General features: G+C 41.6%; 12 protein-coding genes, 2 pseudogenes and 2 CRISPR repeat arrays. Of the genes and pseudogenes, 1 reads left to right on the plus strand and 13 read right to left on the minus strand.

Features of this window, described 5'->3' with window-relative positions; genetic code table 11:
• From H580_RS0111860 to H580_RS0111920, 13 genes and pseudogenes are all read right to left on the minus strand, one after another.
• Positions 1–218: pseudogene (locus H580_RS0111860) on the minus strand (RNA-guided endonuclease TnpB family protein); the annotation flags it as partial.
• Between the two features lie 5 nt (positions 219–223).
• Positions 224–622 (minus strand): IS200/IS605 family transposase, encoded by a 399-nt coding sequence (gene tnpA / locus H580_RS0111865; protein ID WP_028594981.1) that lies wholly within the window; start codon positions 620–622, stop codon positions 224–226.
• A gap of 300 nt (positions 623–922) precedes the next feature.
• Positions 923–1,681 carry a glycosyltransferase family 2 protein gene (locus H580_RS0111870; protein ID WP_028594982.1) on the minus strand — a complete coding sequence of 253 codons (759 nt, stop codon included), beginning with the start codon at positions 1,679–1,681 and terminating at the stop codon, positions 923–925.
• A gap of 90 nt (positions 1,682–1,771) precedes the next feature.
• Complete coding sequence (locus H580_RS0111875) at positions 1,772–2,956, minus strand: aminotransferase class I/II-fold pyridoxal phosphate-dependent enzyme (protein ID WP_028594983.1); 1,185 nt, start codon at positions 2,954–2,956, stop codon at positions 1,772–1,774.
• Position 2,957: 1 nt separating this feature from the next.
• Positions 2,958–3,887: a D-alanine--D-alanine ligase gene (locus H580_RS0111880; RefSeq protein ID WP_028594984.1), complete on the minus strand. Its 930-nt coding sequence runs from the start codon at positions 3,885–3,887 to the stop codon at positions 2,958–2,960.
• Between the two features lie 9 nt (positions 3,888–3,896).
• Positions 3,897–5,375 (minus strand): aminotransferase-like domain-containing protein, encoded by a 1,479-nt coding sequence (locus H580_RS0111885; RefSeq protein WP_028594985.1) that lies wholly within the window; start codon positions 5,373–5,375, stop codon positions 3,897–3,899.
• 70 nt (positions 5,376–5,445) lie between these two features.
• Positions 5,446–5,784, minus strand: a complete 339-nt coding sequence (locus H580_RS0111890) for a CHY zinc finger protein (RefSeq protein ID WP_028594986.1) — start codon at positions 5,782–5,784, stop codon at positions 5,446–5,448.
• A 132-nt stretch (positions 5,785–5,916) separates the two neighbouring features.
• Positions 5,917–6,416: direct repeats of the CRISPR family, unit length 32 nt; unit sequence GTTTCAATCCACGCATCCATGTAGGATGCGAC.
• A gap of 315 nt (positions 6,417–6,731) precedes the next feature.
• Positions 6,732–7,610, minus strand: a complete 879-nt coding sequence (gene cas6 / locus H580_RS0111895) for a CRISPR system precrRNA processing endoribonuclease RAMP protein Cas6 (protein ID WP_028594987.1) — start codon at positions 7,608–7,610, stop codon at positions 6,732–6,734.
• Between the two features lie 9 nt (positions 7,611–7,619).
• Positions 7,620–8,408, minus strand: coding sequence for a hypothetical protein (locus H580_RS0111900; protein ID WP_028594988.1), 789 nt, complete (start codon positions 8,406–8,408; stop codon positions 7,620–7,622).
• Positions 8,386–9,411: a hypothetical protein gene (locus tag H580_RS0111905; RefSeq protein ID WP_051217430.1), complete on the minus strand. Its 1,026-nt coding sequence runs from the start codon at positions 9,409–9,411 to the stop codon at positions 8,386–8,388. The genes H580_RS0111900 and H580_RS0111905 overlap by 23 nt, the downstream gene beginning before the upstream one ends.
• A gap of 1 nt (position 9,412) precedes the next feature.
• On the minus strand, positions 9,413–10,132 hold the full coding sequence (locus H580_RS0111910; protein ID WP_036605157.1) for an RAMP superfamily CRISPR-associated protein: 720 nt from the start codon (positions 10,130–10,132) through the stop codon (positions 9,413–9,415).
• Complete coding sequence (locus H580_RS0111915; RefSeq protein ID WP_028594991.1) at positions 10,129–12,291, minus strand: Cas10/Cmr2 second palm domain-containing protein; 2,163 nt, start codon at positions 12,289–12,291, stop codon at positions 10,129–10,131. Before H580_RS0111915 ends, H580_RS0111910 begins: the two co-directional genes overlap by 4 nt.
• Positions 12,291–13,163: a DUF6602 domain-containing protein gene (locus H580_RS0111920; RefSeq protein WP_028594992.1), complete on the minus strand. Its 873-nt coding sequence runs from the start codon at positions 13,161–13,163 to the stop codon at positions 12,291–12,293. Before H580_RS0111920 ends, H580_RS0111915 begins: the two co-directional genes overlap by 1 nt.
• Before the next feature lie 365 nt (positions 13,164–13,528).
• Positions 13,529–13,825: a CRISPR direct-repeat array (repeat unit 32 nt; unit sequence GTTTCAATCCACGCATCCATGTAGGATGCGAC).
• 914 nt (positions 13,826–14,739) lie between these two features.
• On the opposite strand from H580_RS0111920, the pseudogene H580_RS26660 reads away from it, so the two are divergent.
• A pseudogene (locus H580_RS26660) lies at positions 14,740–15,199 on the plus strand (glucan biosynthesis protein); the annotation flags it as partial.
• Positions 15,200–15,223: the final 24 nt, after the last annotated feature.

The following is a 15,223-nucleotide window of genomic DNA, read 5'->3' on the forward strand; positions in this document are numbered from 1 at the left end:
AAGACACTTTTCGCATCCTTGATCGCTTGGTTTTTTACCGCACTTGGCAGATTAGCAAAAACGTCCTTTGTCGTCTTCTTTGTACTTTTCATTTCTTCTACCATTTCGGCTACAAGTGCATTAATGACTTGAATATATTCTTGTCCACTTCGCTTCAACATCTTGATTTGTTCTGAGGTTGGAAGTAGTTTTACTTTGACTGTCACTGTTTGACTCATGCGTATCACCCCCTCGTCTTTTGTTGCTCTACATAACGTTTAACTATATCATTGGATACATTTCCTGCCGTAGAAACAAAGTATGATCGTGTCCAAAGACTAGGCAAATGCCGAAGATGTGGAAATTCTTCGCGTAGTTGTTTAGATGTGACGCCTTTCACTTTTGCCATAATATCAGCAGGACTTAAAGAAGGCAGAGCATTCAGAAACATGTGGGTATGATCTTTGTCGCACTCAAGGGCTACAATTTCAATACTTAGTTCCGAACATACGTCCTTCACAATCTCCTTGAATCGTTGCTCAACTTCTGACTTTAGAAATATCTTTCGCCTGTATCGTGGACAAAACACAAAATGATAGTTAAGCAAGGATACCGTTGTGGATGTTCTTCTATATTCATTCATGCTAGCATTGTATCAGTTTATAGATAAAACTGAAACAAAAAAAGACAAAAGTCAACAACTTTCGGATACTTAAAGCACCACAAACCTTCGGTTGAGTGGCACTCCGTATACGACCTCACTTTCATCCCATATCTAAAGAAGTGGGCTTTCCCGTTTGGGAAGGGCTGTAAAAATTACGTTGACGGGGCTGTATTTGTGGCTTAGTGTTATTTATTAAATCGTATATTTGCCCAATAACTTAAAAATAAAGGTGGCCGTTGTTGAACGACCACCTTTTCTTACGCTTATCTATTTCCCCGCTTATTTCCACAATCGTTGATAGGCAGGATAAAGTCTTAAATCACTGGATTGCTGCACATAATGCATATACGCCTGCTCCAGTTCTTCACGATTAACCATGTGTTGATGTCCTAACATGCTGCGAATACTATTCTTTGACATCGTTGGGCCAATTTGAAGCTTACGCAGCTTCATTTCATCCGTCCATGGACTGAAATAGCATTTAATAACAAACGCAGGATCCGGAACATCAACAAATGGAAAGTGTGAAAAAGATTGATTCGTGGAATGTCTGCCAACCGTATAGCCTCCATGTGTATAACGATGGATGAACCTTCCGGCTTGCGGTAATAGGAAGCCATGATGTCGCTGTTTCACGAGAGAAACTTCGGGGTTAGGTGCTGTATAACCATAGTCAGGATCATCGACTAGAAAAATAGTTCGCAAATGATACATAGCACTACCCTGCGCTTCAAGTTTTGAAAAAAATTGCTTTTTATCTGTAAAGCAAAGAAACTCCGTCGTATTCAACACCATTTTCCAACCGTTGCACTCCGCTTCGATTTCCATCACTTCACGATCAACGAGAAAAGCGTCGAACTCTGCTACTTTGGAATCTCGAACTTCCCAATGCGGAGCAAGCTTCTTGCATATATCAACTGAGCGGTCGGTAGAACCACGATTAATCAGAATACCATGCTCAAACAACGGGATATGATGATTTAGCCACCATGGAAGTAAATACTCTTCATTGTAAAAATGAGAAATAATCGTATTCATGCTACGATCCCCCTTTCATGTTTACAATATGACCGTAGCATGAAAAATGGTATCTGCTATTATCCTCGTGACATGCATCTTATCGGTTCATCAAACAAACTGTATCATTTGCATAAATCTTCCCATCCGCTCCAACACTCTCTCCAAATCAACGAGCGACGTTGCGTAAGAGCAGCGGATAAAGCCCTCTCCACCAGTGCCAAATACATGTCCCGGCACAACCGCCACTTTCGCTTCACCCAGCAACCGAAGAGCAAACTGCTCAGAGGACATACCTGTAGATACAATGGAAGGAAAGGCATAGAAAGCTCCCTCCGGCTCGTGACAGGTTAACCCGATTGCATTTAGGCCAGCTACAAACAACTTGCGGCGCTCATTGTAACTCGCCATCATTTCATCTTTGGCCGCCAAGCCATACCGCAATGATTCAAGCGCAGCAATTTGTGAAATGGTAGGAGCGCTCATGGCCGTATATTGATGGATCTTCAACATACCAGCTATTAATTCATTCGGCCCGCATGCATAACCGACCCGCCAGCCTGTCATCGCAAATGCCTTAGAGAAGCCGCTGATGACAATGGTGCGCTCTTTCATGCCTGGCAAAGAAGCAATACTGACGTGCTTACTTCCATAAGTCAATTCTGCATAAACTTCGTCCGAGATAACAACTAAATTGTATTTGATCATAAGTTCAATAATGGGTAACCAATCTTGCTTAGTCATTACTGTTCCAGTCGGATTACACGGATAATTAATCATCAAAACCTTTGAATGCGGCGTAATCGCTGCTTCAAGTGCTTGTGCTGTCAGCTTAAACTGCTCTTCTGCAGTAGCGTGCACCTCTACAACTTTTCCTCCATGTAAATGGGTAATCGGTTCATAAGCGATATAGCATGGTGCTGGGATTAGCACTTCATCACCGGGATTTAGCACGGTTCGCAGCGCTAGATCAACCGCTTCACTGCTCCCCACTGTCACGATAATTTCTTGCTTTGGATCATAAGATAGTGCAAAGTTGCTTGAAAAATAAGCCGAAATCTCCTCGCGCAGTTCCATTAATCCAGCATTTGAGGTATATTTCGTGTCACCTTCACGTAATGCCTGAATACATGCCTCACGTACCTTTTCCGGTGTCAGGAAATCGGGTTCACCAACCCCAAGGGAAATGGTATCCCCGCCAGTTACATTAAGATCAAAAAATGCGCGAATTCCAGATGGTCGAATATCCTTTACACGTGAGGATAAAAATTGTCCTGAGCCTTCTACTTTAAGCATACTACACCATCTCCCATTCCTGTTTCCGTACGTGCAGTGAGCTGGATATAATACGATCTAACAACTGTGCAAAGCTCATACCTGCTGCGGCTGCACTCTTCGGAAGGAGGCTGTTGGCGGTCATCCCCGGTAACGTGTTGATTTCCAATACATACGGTATATCCTGACGCAATATCATATCAACTCTTGCATATACTTTACACTGAAGCAGCTGATAGCTGGCAAGTGCAGCCTCTCGCACACGCTGCTCTATGAGAGGAGGAAGCTCAATCACTTTCTCCTCAGCCCCGCCATTCTCATATTTTGCTTTGTAATCGAACCACTCCGAGTGGGCAGCACGAATACCGATAATCGGGAATACTTCACCATCGACAATCGAGCAGGTAAGCTCAGTACCTTTTATATAAGGCTCAATTAAAATGGCTTGGGCCAAGCGGAAAGCCTCTTGAACAGCTGGCAGCAGTTCCTTCTCATTATGCACAATTTGAATACCGATGCTAGATCCACCCATATTCGGTTTTACAATAATCGGATAACCTAGCGATTCCACAGCTTGAGGATTACAGTCGTCCATCCCCTGCCAGTATAGGCCCGCAGGCGTATACACGCCTCCTGCCTTCAACAACATCTTCGACAATTGTTTATTCATACACAGGCTGCTAGCAAGAACACCGCTCCCTGTATATGGAACGCCCAACGTTTCCAGCGCTCCTTGTACCGTGCCGTCTTCACCATATTGACCATGCAGTGCCAATAGTGCGAGATCAATACCCGCCTGCTGTACCAATGTAATTACATCCGCTCGTTGGTCAATAACAATTGGAACTACCTCATACCGAGTGCGATCCAAATGATTAATCATCTCTTGACCTGTCTGTAAAGAAACCTCACGTTCGGTAGAAATACCACCCATTATGACACCAATCTTCATCATGACACCTCATTTTTTTAATTGATCGCCGATAATCTGAATACCACGTTGGATATTTTCATCCGATACTCGTGAGAAACCAAGCCGCAGTGTGTTCGTCCCTTCGCCTTCTTGAATAAAAAATTTGTCTCCCGGGGTAAAAATAACGCCCTGTTCTGTGCAGGCTTCCAATAGCTCGCGTGTATTCACGCTTGACGGGAAGGTTAGAAATAAATGCAATCCCCCGTCGCCAGACAGCTGCGCATCAGGTAGATAGGCTTCGCAGCATGCCTTGGTTAACTCGTATTTGCGCTTATATTCCATACGCGCTTTTTTTACATATTTATCGAAATTTCCATTGAGCAAGTATTGATAAAGTATCGCTTGATCAAATGTTGATGTATGAATCGTTCGTGCTCGCTTGATACTTTCTAAATTGTCGATTAGAGCCCGATCTCCCAGCACCCAACCTACTCGCAAGCCAGGGAACAGCACCTTGGAAAGACTACCAATATAGATGACTCCGTTGCCCTGTCCTGCTGTCGCAATTAATGGCGCAACATGCGCTCCCGAGTATCGCAGCTCCTCATTGAACCCATCTTCAATGACCGGAATTTGATAGCGTCTCATTAATTTCATAACAGCGCTGCGTTTCGCAGGCGACATGACAATACCTGTAGGATTATGATAGGACGGTGTCAAATAAGCTAGGTCAAAGCTGTTTGCTTGCTTTTGCAATACAGACTCAAGCTGTTCTACATTAATACCATCACGCTCCATCGGAATGCCGGTAATGTCAAATCCATGCAGCTTCAAGTTTTTTATTGCGGTATGATGCGTTGGATTTTCACAAATGGCTCTCCCTCGACGTCCAGAAGGTCGTAATGCGGAAAGCACAATGTCAAAGCCTTCAGTGAAGCCACTAGTAATCAGCATTTCCTTACCGCTTGTATCGACGCCCTTGTTCTCCATATAATGCATCAGATAATCAATTAATGGTTTGTAGCCCTTGGCATAGCCATAGTTCAACAGCACTTGCCCTTCGATTGCCATCCGATCCATAAAGGCGCGCTTTACATCTCCGAGATCAAACAATTGTTCATCTGGAGCAATGCTTGTAAAGGAGATCGTTCCTTTTTGAGCGCGAATTCCCTGCTTCATCAAATCCAATTCCACTGCTGATACAGCATAATCGTTCATTCTCGCCTTCCAATCGATCTGCCAAGCTGTAGAGCTATCGCTCTCCCCGCTACTCGTATCCAAATGACTGATCATCGCAGCTACATAACTGCCTTTGCCGGGAATGGTGTATGTAAATCCGTCATCCTCTAATCCTTCATAAGCAGCAATAACGGTATTGCGACTCACCTTAAGCATATCGCTCATTTCTCTTGTGGATGGCAGCTTCTGATCGGCTTGATAGGACCCTTTTATAATTAAACGTTTGACGTATTCTTTTACTTGTAGCGCGACCGGACGGTCACGAACGACTTCAAAATCTTGGAACATGCTTCATCGCCCCCATACATAATGATGGCATACCAACGGAGAGAAAAAAAGAACCACCGCATTGGATTTTTCATCCGTGGGTGGTTCTGTCGCTTTCGTTCGATTCAAAATAAATCGAATAGTGCAGTGAGCAGCGCTCATTGAATGCAGCCTGGCAATAAGGACAATCGTTCGTATTCATATACTGCAGGATCGTCATCTGGCCACGACAACTTCCGCACAAAACAGCTTTTTCGTCAAATTGTTCCTGCGGCCAAGCTTGAATGTCGTGGTCTTCATTCTCTTCGTGGCATTTGTAACATGGGTAATAGCGATTACAACAATAAAATTTGATAGCGATAATATCTTTCACTGTATGATAGTGCGTGCACCGGGTCTCACTATCTATGATTGCGCCGTAAATTTTCATTTTTACTTCCCCTATGTCCACGGATTTGTGGACGGATTTAATCGGATACATCATTGGTTTTGTATACATCCATATTAATTCTCCTAGGATGCGACTAACAGCATCCAGACAAGTACTTGTATATCCCAAGCTGTTTCAATCCACGCATCCATGTAGGATGCGACAGAGACAATGACGACCGTTTACACCGTTCACTATAAGTTTCAATCCACGCATCCATGTAGGATGCGACAAAAAATTTGTCTCCAGGCCAAACGGTTTGATTCGTTTCAATCCACGCATCCATGTAGGATGCGACAGAAGCAGACCACAGCGTTGCGGCTCTTATCGCAGTTTCAATCCACGCATCCATGTAGGATGCGACTTGAGCTAACGATAGGGACGTCTACTTACCTGATAAGAGTTTCAATCCACGCATCCATGTAGGATGCGACTAATGGCGTTGCGCCATCCACGCTTGAAGTAAAAGTTTCAATCCACGCATCCATGTAGGATGCGACCCTGTATTTTTCAGGATATATTCTTGCAGTTGGTGTTTCAATCCACGCATCCATGTAGGATGCGACTGATGGCCTGAATGACTTCGGTCGGTATAGTATCGTTTCAATCCACGCATCCATGTAGGATGCGACAGCGAAATTACAGCAATAAAAGAACATTAGTTCTTCTTTTGCTGGGAACAGTCAATCAAATAGTGCACATATCCCCAAATCAATAGACGTGCATGCAACAAAAAAGTAAATAACTAGAAAATAATTGGTGCGAATGTCCCAAGGATTTTATGTGCACTTCACATTCGCACCAAGCAATGATAGTTCGATCAATCAGCAAAAGTCGTGCTTCCATCATACTCTATTCCACTTTTAAATGCTATCTGGTAACTTGAACATGCATTATCTATTAACTTTTAAAGTCTATAACCATGTATCTAAAGAACATAGTCATTTTTACGCAAATACAACGTCAACCTGACCGCATCCAAAAGTCGTATTACGACCAATATGAAGCGTCCGTGCAGCATTCAGCCAAGGAACAAAAGGAGTCAAATCCCCTTCTAGCGTCATTGCACCCAACATACCGCTCATATCCATCGTTTTACTACGACGATTAGAATAGCGCTGGACTTCGCTCAAGTACAAACCTGATGAAATTGTGCGAACGGCGGATGACCATTCAACTAGCTCCGAGATAGTATCTGACGATGCATGTCCTCCATAGCGTTCGGTTACAGCTGCTACTCTTCGAGTTATATTTCGGATTACAGTAGGAAAATCGATATATTGCAGCAACTCCCCATTACGACGTATTCGCAACGGCGTTATACATTGAATCGAACAACGTGTAACATTGGATTGAGCAGATACTGTAAGCACTTCGGAGGTAGCTGCGGCTACATCTACCTCACCATTGCGCCAAATCGGACTAAACTGCTCTCCGTGCAAAATATCGACCAGTCTAAATTTTTTTCTGCTGGCTCCGAGTTCGTAGCACCGTTCATTCGTCAAAGCCTTTACCACATCGTTAAAGTAATCAGTTGCATTGCCCAACAGAATTAGCTTGAAAGATAACATATCCCCATGTCGGTACATGGATCGATATCTTGGAACCTCGATTAGATAAGGATTGACGATGTCCTGATTGCCAGCGCCAAAGCGACGATTTTCAAATAAATACTTGTATGCTGCGGCTTGCTTCGATAACTTCCATCCGATTACACCATGAAGGGTTGATCCCAGAAAAGGCGGTAATTGAACGGGATCACAACATTCCAGACGAATCATTAACGGCAAATAAGATAATGAAAATGCTAACGTTTTACTCGACATGAATTCAACTTACTCCCATTTTATCTGTACGAGACCATGAGGCAATTTCTGTTGCTTATCGAAATAGATTGCACTCTTCTGTTCTGTATCATTGTTATCGATATATAGACCTGATAGAATTGCCCCTTTATAACCACCGAGCAGTATGATCAATTCAGATGTACTATCGTCTTTTAATTGATATAAGCAACCCTCTGAACGTTCCTTTACCTCTTGCAAATCAGCCCTATCTTTCGTATCTCCCATATTTAGCATACTGAACTTCAACTGCTCAACATACTGATGAAGGGTATGTGCTGTCTTCTGTTTCACACGTAACAAATACTCTTTAGGATCTTGATCACAATACACTACCCCTTGGTACTGTACACCTGCATTCAACATCTCTACAGCAACATTTGGGAAAAATACCTCTATCTTTGCAGTCGACTCCGTATCCGTTCCAGCATGCTGCACTTTATACAAATTACGCAGTCGAATATCTTTACGATCAACGCTAATATCATCTACCATCAACTGCGTTGGAAGAGGAGCAAACCCGCTAGCTCTAAGCGCCCCTTTCATAGAGGACCCTGGTATGTAATATTGTGCGCTTTGCGGATTGTATTTATTATAGGAACCATATTGGTAAAATGGATAGATGACATTTGCTTCCTTCATTTCTTCTTCTGAGTCAACTATGATCGCTTCAGTAGCAAAGTCCCCAGCAATACGATAGAAGCTATGTTGCTCTCGCGGGGAAAGCACTAAGCTGGAAATTGTCTGTAGTTGAAAATTATACGTTTTTAGTGATGCCAAGTAATGACCTCCCTTCGATGTCTAAGGGGAACAAACATGCATGTCCAAAAACAACATCCCGAGCACGATGAGGGAACGGCGATGAAATGGATCGACCTGCCTGTTGCCAGCTGTTGTTTACAGATACGATACTGCCTGCATCAATAAAGCTGATGAACTGCCCTGATAATTCGTTATTGTCCCACTTACCGAAAGCTTCATATGGTCGACGCTCCGATGTATACAGTTGGATGAAAGATTGTTCGTAATTGATATTTTTGGGCAACAGCATCCCCATATTTAAAAAAGTCCGCAATCCATCCTTTACCGCCCACTCCTCTGCTCGTATCGCAGTAATCATATATTGATTTAATCCTTGAGAGGCGCGAGCACCTAAGAAAAATCGTCTGCTGTCACTTTGAGCATGGTGCAACGCATCTAGTAGCTCCGCTGATTCCAGGCTATCATCGAGACATAGGTAGAAGGAAAATGCAGTGACATGCTTATCTTTTCCTGTTTTAGATTCCTTCTCCAAAACAGTAACTTCAGGTACAGAATATAAGTTAGGATCAAGACCCGGTATGTTGAACCTCACACTATCGATTGACGCATGAATTTGTTGCCCTGATCGAATATGCACATACGGAAAAACATTGGCTGCATGCTCAGGATTAACAATAAAATTTTCGAGCTGCTCCTTTTTGACATACACGCGCTTTTTAATCGCTTGGTATATTTGTTTGGCCGTAAGGCGATCCCCAGCGTTATCATGCTTAGGTAGTCTAGCTGCTTGATCTAGTAAATAAGATTGCGGCACTGGTAAGTGATCTAGCGGCATCATATTAGACAATGATACATACATTTCCTCTTCCCGAATTTTCGAAACTAGCAATGCCGCTTTCTGAGAGGAGTAGTAGTCAGCATACATGTATATGAGCGCACCAAAAATCTTCTGTGAGTCGGGTAATTGAGTAAGCCGGCCTTGCAGCGACATTTCAATCTTATACGTCTTGATAGCGGTCAACCTACTCGTCCTCCCCCATAATCTCTACTTGTATTTTACCGTATCCACGACTTCCAGAGTTACCAAGACGATACACGCCATCATTAAACTGCTGGATCGCATCAATGATAAGTGTTCTCACCGTCTGAGGTTCAATCGATAATTTGTTCATCATGTACATGTTAATTTCGCCTGTAAACTGTACGCCAGGACGTACGGTCTTATAAGTTCGTGGATTAGCTGAGATAGCAGATGCTGCTCCATCATTTCTGATTTCAATCGTGTTTTTAGAGTCGATGGAAAATGGATCAGCTGCGTGGCAAGACAGTCGCAAATCATTAAATAATAACTTCGGCGTATGATTGAATCCTTCCAGTCCAAACAAACATTCCGCAGATGCTTGTTTCTTTACACGCTTAAATCGATCCGACACTTTCTTTTTTCGTTCCTCTTCAATTTTCATTTGCTCTAACTGCACTTCGTTTTCTTTTTCCGTTCTTTTCAAATAAGTTAGGTAACTTTGTTTAATTTCATCCGCATCCGATAGAACACCTTCATTTACTAGATCGCGAACGATTGTACGCAAACTCCCTTTGAAGGAAGAGGCAGGAATGTATGGATTGCCTTCATGATCCGTAACAGTAAACAAATCGACACCGCCAATTTCAAACGTGGCTGGCGATCCTCCGATAAATAAATTCGAAAGCGTAGTCACTTTAAAACGAATCGTTTCGATACTCATCTCTTTTTCCCCCTGTATGACTGCTGTCCTTTGTTAAATGATCGTTGTGCATTTTTATGTGGTGGCTTCGTGTTTTTCGCTTCTTGCCCGGGTGATAATTTGGGATTGCTTTTAAATTGGATCGATAACTCATTGTACTGATAAAGGATGTATAGAGAGTCGATATAGTCCTGGGTCCACAGTTGTGAACGTTTTGCCGTACGTATAAAACTGTCCTTGTCAAAAAATAAGTTGGGAGGTGCTTTCTTCTCACTCGCTCGTTGCTCCTCTAACTCATTGATCGTTTCTTCTGTTCGATCATTAAAATAATGAATCATCTCAGCAGCCTTGTAGATATCGATTTGCTGCCTATTCTTTAGTCGATGAAACATAGAGCTAGAAATGCGAAGCGTGCGATAAATTTTAACGTTTTCCGCTTCCCTCGTTGTTTCCTTAGCTGAATACTCTGTATGTTTCACTAATATGTCTCGAAACGTCTTCCTATTATCTTGACTGGAAGCACTTCCCGTTTTCTTAAGTGAGTAAAGCAGACTTTGTTCATACAAATACCGTAACGCCTTATTGAAAAACGTTTTGCGGATATCGTTACCGTTATATTCCACGCGGGAATTAGATTGTTGGTCTTCGCTAATATTGAATCTTGGATCTGAAAACAATAACAGTAAGCGAACGTAAGACTCTAGACGCTTACGCTGTTCAGGCTTAACATTCAAAAAATGTGGAGCTTTCTGGTACGTCCCCCGCTTCACTAAAAGCTGTTTGATAAGTGATTCGAGAATTAATAATTCGGATTTTGCTAACTCTATGTTGCTGCTGCCGAGATTCGCAGGCAACAAATGATAGAGTACGGCGTTGCTGTATTTCACATCGGTCTTACATATCGTAGGGTCAGTAATTTTTTCAAGCAAATGATAGAAGAAGTGATGACCTACATACCCTTGGCTTATTGCTTGCTTCAGACGCTTAACCATGTTTAAGAAGTGTCTCCAGTTCGGAATGTCTGCGTAGACTTCCTTCTTATCTTTAGGCGGATCAAAGTCATAAAACACATACTGATTGATGCTTACTTTGACATACGAAGCAGATAATTCCTGTAATGGAGGTACCTGTTTGGCACACTCTACTTGTTGCTGTACCCGCTCATAGTAATAACGAATTGGCTCACGATTGAATGTAAAGTCAATGCCGATACTCATGGAAAGCGGTTGAAGATTGGTACCATACGTTATGTTGATTGCTTTTATTCCTTCATTTAATTGCTCCAACAGATTTTTACATATGTTCACACCTTCAGTCAGCCACGGTGAAGCGACCGCAAAGAAAATGTCATCGCCTGCTATGTAGAGCGGATAGAGAGTAAAATGATTGCGTTTATCATTCTGCGTGTCCTTAGATTTATCACGTTGCTTGCCTTTATTTTTATTTTGATAACTCTGTGCTTGACGATGTAAGGATTCCAAAGAAATATCGCTTGATAACAGGTCACTTACCGCTTTATACCCCTCATATGTCTTGATTTGTCCAAACCAATCACCCATTCCATCCAAATCGGCTTTTATCACCGCAATACGGAAATGGTTCTCATTCCCCTTCTCCTCATTTGAAAAAAGCTCGTTGATCGTACGAGAAAAAGCGGGATACTTGCTGTCATCAATAGTGGATTTACTTTTCCTATAAGATGGAGGAACTTTATTAAATTGAAATAACAGCTCATGTTGCCTTTCAATCATCGCATTTAGACATGATGTTTGTCTAAGTCTCTCTTTACTTTCTTTGATCGCTTCTAGCTTGTGCTGACCATTTACAATCTCTTTCTCAAAGTAAACATATTTGACCAACAGTTGTCCTGCAAACGATTTATAGTAATCTTGAAATAAACAATCTGCTCTATCTATAATTTCGTTCGGATGTAACGAAGTCATAAAAATACATATTCCCGAGCACTTCAACAGTTCTTTTGACACGTGACTGCTAAATACCCCAGTGTCCCCTTCCAGTCCGATATCTTGAAAGAACTGTTCAGAGATCAGTTTCGAGGAGTTCATAATGTCTTTTAACGTGCCGCTGTTCGACTGATTTTCTTGTATATTTACGCACAGGACATGATAGAGAAAGGTTTGTACTTTGTCGATTGAAAAAGCTACGATGTACTGCTTCATCAAATTCCCTCCCTCTGAAAATCAAATAGTTTGGCATATGCTCGATGTGGGAAAAGGATCGGATTGTTAATCAGCATTAGTAGCTGGTTAAGTTGGAAGTTGAAAGTAAGCAAGGATATTTCGTTTCCATCGGAATTATATACTTTATATTGCTCTAGATCGATATCTGCTAATTTCTTGTTTTCTGCCTCAGAAAGTTTTTCGACACACTCATAAAAATTAAGTTGTTCAAACCAATCGGATAAGTTCTTATGATCAGTATACTTAATATCAATCCGTCCTTGACCTGATGATTTATCTTCTTGAACCGCAGATAAGACAATATCAAAGCCGTCGGAAATGCCCTCTTTAACTTGTGACTGAAGAGCACATAGGATGCGAATCGGTCTTGTAGAAGCTTGTGTTGACGCTGGTTTATTCGCTATTGAAGTCGCCATTCTTGCTGTGGAATCATCAGAAGTACGCAATTTTTTTATACTTTTAGTCCACTTTTTAATGGCTATTGGAGTAAGACTTTTACTTTTGCACTCCACGACGACAGCAACCGCTTCAATCGGGATAAATTTAATACGTCCATTTCGGAAGATATAAGGGGTATACGTTTCATCCATAATCGCTAGATCTACCTCTCTAGAAACATTACCTTTCGAATCGATGATAAACACAGACGACTCGATAACAAACTTTTTCGGAACAATCATCTCAAACAATTGCTTCCATATATCTTCTCGATTCGAACCGACAGTCGTCCCATGTAAATCATGCTTCATGTACAACTGCTCTACAATCGACTTCTCTAATTGGCGATAATTTGCACGAATGTTTTCAATCATGATTTGTTTTGGTGGCTTAGTGTTCGATTTCGTTGTCATTTGACTCCTCCATTGCGTTAAATGTTGGCATGATTATTACGTTGAATAAGTGGGCTCTATAAGCTTGGTAACCTGATTTAATACTCCATATAACACCATATTTCTACGTGAATCACCTGAACTCCTCTCTGTTCAAATCAAATTTCGGTTGAATTCCCCTAAAGTCGACAATCATCAACCATATATGCTGCATTTACGTGAATAACAAAAAGACGGACCTTCTCTCTAGCATACAAGCTAGACTTAGCGAAGGTACCGTCTTTTCAAACTTATTTTATCAACACAACTATTCTCGCTTTTATTTCAACCATCATTGTAGGATGCGACTGTTTGCAAAAGGAACTATCCACGTATGGTTCAAAGACATTTCAATCCACGCATCCATGTAGGATGCGACTGGGATAGTCGAGCATGTCTTCCAGAGGGCAGAATATGTTTCAATCCACGCATCCATGTAGGATGCGACGAACGGCGAGGACACGCCGGAACGTAAGGCGATGTTTCAATCCACGCATCCATGTAGGATGCGACCACATCTCTAAAGCATTTGTTGAGGAGGCAGAGGTTTCAATCCACGCATCCATGTAGGATGCGACTCAGCGCTTTGATCGCGACGTTTACACCATCAATGTTTCAATCCACGCATCCATGTAGGATGCGACTCACAGCGAATTTCCATCAAAAGAAGAACGTTAATTCCCCTTTTGATGGAAACATTAAAATAAAAATTATATTTATTACCAAAAAAGAAGGTGTGCACGAAACGAAAAAAGTAAATAACTAGAAAATAAATGGTGCGAATCTCCCGGGAATTTCATGTGCACTTCACATTCGCACCACGAAATAAATAAAGAGATCGCTTTTACTATCAACTCTATACATCAGATCGTGGTTTCGAATTCATAGCAAGGTCGCTAAATATTCCACTTACTCTTTCATACTGTCTCAGTGTTCCCTCAAATGTAAAGTTCAACTTCTGTAATACTTTGGTTGAATTCACATTCCCCAGCTCTACATTGGCTTCAATCAGATTAAGCCCTAAAATTGAAAATCCGGTTATCTATTAAAGAGCGAATAGCTGTCCTCTTCCCCAAAATGTTTTAGCAATGTCATATCCGATTTCTGCTGTTGCATGTTCAAAATTTTTATCATGTGTTTGAATCTATAATATGGAACTCTCTATCGGATGTGTATTATGTTTACATATTCTCAGAGCCGAATAAAAGAATATTCATACTATAGTATAATAGTGGGATGTTTGCGTCAACTTCTCACGTTAAAATAATATAGTATTTTGTACATATATTTATATGTTTCACTAGGTTTCGTTTAGCTTAAACCTGTTTCTGATATATACACGCAATAAATTCCACTGATACATTCAGTAAATCTCAACTAGGAAGGAACAAACTAATGATTTGGGGAAATGTATGATTTTTTTTGCTTTTGATAGCAGGATCGTCTGTGAATACTACCTTATCCGTTCAATTGAAGAAGAACTTGGATGCAAGCTCCCCTCTTCTTATATAGCCCTAATGAAACTGAAAACGACGGAGTGCCGAAGAACACCTGCTTAGGCCTTGTGAACGAAGAAGAATATGATACTTCTGAAGAGGACAAGACAAAAGCACTTTACAAAGTAGCTCACGGCAAATTTTCTCCGTTATTTGGAGGAACTTTGCTCTCGAGTAACAGAAGTTGATCAGATTGAGATGAAGATTCGCACAGTCTGTACAAAAATTGTTGAGGAAAAAGGTTATTTTTCCTTTCATGCCAATGAGTTATCATATTTAATGTATGATGTGCAGTTTTGGCTGTACACCAAATCATATCCAGAAACGAATCGCGAGCAGTACCTTGCTGTTTATGAGAAGATGATTGCCTTCGGTGGCGAATTTGGTCAGAGCGGCTACGCACCTAGCAGTATTAGCGAATGGTTGGATCGGCGAAAACAAGAAGGAGGAATCGTGAAAGATCATGAGCAACTTCGCTTTACAGATCGGTTCACAGCCGAACTGTTTAAAACCAATTTCTGACATCTGAGTAATATAGCCGTAACA

The sequence above is a fragment of the Paenibacillus assamensis DSM 18201 genome, assembly GCF_000422445.1.
Lineage (GTDB): Bacteria > Bacillota > Bacilli > Paenibacillales > Paenibacillaceae > Paenibacillus_B > Paenibacillus_B assamensis.